Origin of the sequence: Lyngbya aestuarii BL J (genome assembly GCF_000478195.2) — a bacterium.
Classification (GTDB): Bacteria; Cyanobacteriota; Cyanobacteriia; order Cyanobacteriales; family Microcoleaceae; genus Capilliphycus; species Capilliphycus aestuarii.
In genome coordinates this window covers 1-4,709 of sequence record NZ_AUZM01000146.1, presented here as the reverse complement: position 1 = coordinate 4,709, position 4,709 = coordinate 1, and the positions used below count along the sequence as shown (strand labels likewise).

Sequence of the window (4,709 nt, the reverse complement as noted above, 5' to 3'; positions counted from 1 at the left end):
CCGCACAAGAATCTTCCGGCTCAAGTCATCGATGACTCCGCCCTCAAACAACGGAAGCTACTGTCACCCTGGGTCAAGATGGAAGCTGATGACTTTCAGACCTGATGAAATAGGGAAGTTAAACCCAATCAAAAAAGTCAGGGTAGGGGAAACTTCAACAGCCAGGTAAACCCGTCAACACCTGCTCCGGCTATCATTAGTTTACTCATCGGGGTCGAACATCTCCGGCTTTACCTCTCAAATGCCCAATATAAAAAGTCAAGAATTGACCAGAACCCCCCCAAAAAAGCCTGTAAATATTTTAAGTAGGGATTATGTCCCACTGATTAAACTTATTATTCTGATCAGAGGAGATTAAATATGCAGCAGTTGACGTCTCAAGCCCTTGAACACATGATACCCCCACCCACTCAGACCTCAATTTTAATCATTGGGGGAGCGGAAGATAAAGTTCATGGACGTGAGATTCTGCAAACCTTTTTTAACCGTGCAGGCGGAGCAAAAGCACAGCTTGCCATTGTTCCTTCAGCGTCGCGAGAACCGGGTCTTCAAGGCGAACGTTATCAAAAAATCTTTGAGGAGATGGGAGCCAAAGAGATCAAAATCTTTGATATTCGCGAACGTCATCACTGTGAAAACACAGAATGGCACTCCTATCTGGATACCTCCTGTACAGGGGTCTTTTTGACTGGAGGAGATCAACTGCGCCTTTATAGTTTGCTCGCGGATACACCCTTAATGAGTAAAATTCGGGTAGCCGCTCGTGAAGGGAGGATGGCGCTGGCTGGAACCAGTGCAGGTGCAGCAGTAATGAGCCATCACATGATCGCAGGCGGAGGCAGTGGAGAATCCCCAAATCGTTCCCTCGTGGACATGGCAACCGGTTTAGATATCATGCCTGAAGTCATTGTCGATCAACATTTCCACAACCGTAACCGCTTAAGTCGCTTGATCAGTGCGATCACCTCTCATCCTGAACGTTTAGGCTTGGGAATTGATGAAGATACTTGTGCGATGTTTGAAGCTCAAGAAAAACTTAAGGTGATTGGTAAAGGCACCGTAACTATTGTCGATGCGACTGAAATGTCTTATACTAATGCGTCTAAAGTCGGCGCAGCCGATCCACTGAGTCTGTTTAATTTGCGAGTTCATATCCTCTCCCATGGCGATGAATACAACATCCGCACCCGGATTCCGATCGCATCACAGAGTCTCTAAGGAACTTTTCCTAAACCGTCTATTTTCTCTCAAGTTTGCACAGAAAATGTTGTTGAAATGCTAAGGCAAGAGGAGCTGCTGGAAATAGATCGGGAAATCACAACAAATAATCTGCGTGGATCTTTCCCACTCAATCGTCTAACTCCTGTAGCTCCTAGAGCCAATTCAAAAGTTTAACTCAATTCTCAACCCCCCAAATTGCTCAACTGTTCATCGAGAACAGTTAGGATGTATTTTAAAGTTAGAAATTGATCACAGTAGAATTATTACTCTAGACCACTCCGGCATCACCCACTCATAGACAGATATGAAAATTCTCAAGGTTCTGACATTACGCGGCCCCAACTACTGGAGCATCAGACGGCATCAACTGATCGTCATGCGCCTAGACCTCGAAGATCTCGTGGAACGCTATTCTTGCGATATTCCCGGGTTCTATGAAGGTCTAACGTCCGCTTTGCCGAGTTTAGTCGAACATCACTGTTCACCGGGAGTTAGAGGAGGATTTCTCAGTCGGGTGCAACGCGGAACGTTGATGGGACACATTATCGAACACGTCGCCCTCGAACTCCAGAACTTAGCTGGAATGTCAGTCGGGTTTGGTCGAACCCGAGAAACAGCGACACCCGGAATTTTTCAGGTGGTCTATGAGTATCAAAGTGAACAAGTGGGTCGGTATGCAGGTCGGGCTGCGGTACGCCTGTGTCAGAGTATTGTAGAAAATGGAACCTATGGCGAAGAAGAACTCAACCAAGATATCGAAGATCTCAAAGAACTCAAAGCGCAAGCAGCTCTAGGCCCGAGTACCGATGCGATCGTCAGTGAAGCCGAAGCCAGAGGAATTCCTTGGCTGGAATTGAAGACCCGCTTTATGATTCAGCTAGGCTATGGAGTCAATCAAAAACGTATCCAAGCCACTCTGAGCGGTCATACCAGCATTTTAGGCGTAGAACTCGCCTGCGATAAAGAAGGCACTAAACAAATTCTGCGAAATGCCGGGATTCCCGTTCCCCGAGGGACTGTCATTCGCTACTTTGATGAGTTGAAAGATTCCGTTGACTTTGTGGGTGGTTATCCCATCGCCATGAAACCCCTAGACGGAAATCACGGTCGCGGTATTACCCTCGATATTACCCGGTGGGAAACGGCAGAACAAGCCTACGATGTGGCGAGTACCGCTTCTAAAACTCGTAGCGTAATTGTGGAACGCTTCTATCAAGGTCGGGACTTTCGGGTGTTAGTCGTCAATGGAAAAGTCGTCGCCGTCTCCGAACGAGTTCCGGGTCACGTAGTTGGGGATGGTCGTTTCACCATCCAAGAATTAATTGAGGAAACCAACCGTGACTCCCGACGAGGTGATGGACATGATAACGTTCTGACTCGGATTGAAATTGATCAAACCGCCCTGTCGATGATTGCCGAACAAGGCTATGGTTTAGATTCGGTATTGCCAGAAGGAGAACGCTGCTTCCTCCGGGCAACCGCCAACCTCAGCACCGGGGGAAGTGCCATCGATCGCACTGATGAAGTTCATCCAGAAAATATTTGGCTGTTTTCCCGAGTCGCAAAAATTATCGGTCTTGATATCGCCGGAATTGATGTCGTTAGCCCCGATATTAGCCGCCCCTTGCGAGAAGTTGATGGGGTGATTGTCGAAGTTAACGCCGCACCAGGATTTAGGATGCACGTTGCCCCCAGTGAAGGTTTACCCCGGAACGTGGCTGGAGCGGTCATGGATATGCTGTTTCCGACAGGTCAACTGAGTCGCATTCCCATTTTGGCTGTCACCGGGACAAATGGTAAAACCACAACCACTCGTCTACTGGCTCATATTGTCAAAGAAACGGGTTCTATGGTTGGCTACACGACTACAGACGGCACCTATATCGGTGACTATCTCGTAGAAGCAGGGGATAACACAGGCCCCCAAAGCGCTCAACTGATTCTCTGTGATCCAACCGTGGAAATTGCTGTCCTCGAAGCCGCTCGGGGAGGAATTCTCCGTTCCGGTTTAGGGTTTGATACCTGTGATGTGGGTATTGTCTTGAACGTGTCGGCCGATCACCTGGGCTTAGGCGATATTGACACCGTTGAACAACTGGCGAAAGTGAAAAGCGTTGTGGCGGAGTCCGTGATCCCGAAAGGCTACGTGGTGTTGAACGCAGATGACCCGTTAGTGGCAGAAATGGCTGAACGCACCAAAGCCCAAGTTGCCTATTTCTCCATGAACCCCGAAAATGAAACCGTTCTCAAACATACGGCAGCAGGCGGGTTGGCTGCGGTGTATGAAAATGGCTATCTCTCCATCCTTAAAGGCGACTGGACACTGCGGATCGAACAGGCGATTAATGTGCCTCTGACGATGGAAGGAAAAGCCCCATTTATGATTGCTAACGCTTTAGCAGCTTGTTTGGCGGCCTTTGCTCAAGGGATCAAAATTGAACATATTCAACAGGGTTTATCGACGTTTGTCGCTTCGGCTTCTCAAACCCCAGGACGGATGAACCTGTTTAATATGGGTAAATCTCACGCCCTGATTGATTATGCTCATAATCCCGCTAGCTATGAAGCCTTAGCTGGATTTGTTCGCAATTGGCAGGGGGTTAGGATTGGCGTTGTTGGTGGCCCTGGCGATCGCCGAGATGAAGATTTTGTGACGTTAGGCAAATTGGCGGCGGAGATGTTTGACCAAATTGTGATCAAAGAAGATGATGACACGCGAGGTCGAGAACGGGGCAATGCGGCAGACTTAATTCGCGAAGGGATTGAACAGGTGTTGAGTCGAGTTCCTGACCCCCGAGTTAGCTATGAAACCATCCTCAACGAAACCGAAGCGATAGAAACCACCCTTGATCGCGCCCCCGAAGGCGGTTTGGTGGTGATTTTACCGGAAAGTGTGACTCGGGCAATTAGTCTAATCGAGGCCCGCAATCCGATTTCGGATTCACCGACTGGTCAAAACGGAACGGCTTCTGCTCCCTATTCTACAAACTTGAAACCGTCGCAGGTTTAAGGATATCTCGAAGCTTGGGATGAGAATCAATCCCAAAAGTTCAATTTCTCATCCCTCATGCTTAATTTCCCTCAGATTTTTTAACTTCTGGGTTATCGCTGTCGGTTTCTAAATCATTCTGCATTTCATCTTTGAAACCTTTTAGTGCTTGACCGATAGTTTTTCCTAACTCGGGAATCTTCTTCGGCCCGAAGATAAATACAGCAACTAACAAAATCACTCCCATTTCTGGTAATCCCAAACCAAACATGGCAACCTCCTTGATGCAGATAGACACTTTCATCTTACCGGGAGTTGAGTTATTTTATTCTCCTTAGATGATTGGATTCCCTTAAATCCCTCTTAAACATTCGTTATTTTATTCTCCTCAATTTCTTTCTTTTGATGAGCTGTATCCAATTTTTAATACAGTTTCTATATTCTTCCAACTCCTCTTAATCTCTAATTTCATTTTCCTCTAAATCTTATAGACTTTCCA

The 4,709-nt window shown here is 47.3% G+C and carries 3 protein-coding genes; 2 read left to right on the top strand and 1 reads right to left on the bottom strand.

Features of this window, described 5'->3' with window-relative positions; genetic code table 11:
- Positions 1-360 precede the first annotated feature (360 nt).
- Both M595_RS26905 and cphA read left to right on the top strand, forming a co-directional pair.
- On the top strand, positions 361-1,218 hold the full coding sequence (locus M595_RS26905; protein WP_023069757.1) for a cyanophycinase: 858 nt from the start codon (positions 361-363) through the stop codon (positions 1,216-1,218).
- A 307-nt stretch (positions 1,219-1,525) separates the two neighbouring features.
- Complete coding sequence (cphA, locus tag M595_RS26900; protein WP_040484750.1) at positions 1,526-4,231, top strand: cyanophycin synthetase; 2,706 nt, start codon at positions 1,526-1,528, stop codon at positions 4,229-4,231.
- Positions 4,232-4,292: 61 nt separating this feature from the next.
- Here the strand turns inward: cphA and tatA are convergent, their stop codons facing one another.
- Complete coding sequence (tatA, locus tag M595_RS26895; RefSeq protein WP_009786034.1) at positions 4,293-4,481, bottom strand: twin-arginine translocase TatA/TatE family subunit; 189 nt, start codon at positions 4,479-4,481, stop codon at positions 4,293-4,295.
- Positions 4,482-4,709: the final 228 nt, after the last annotated feature.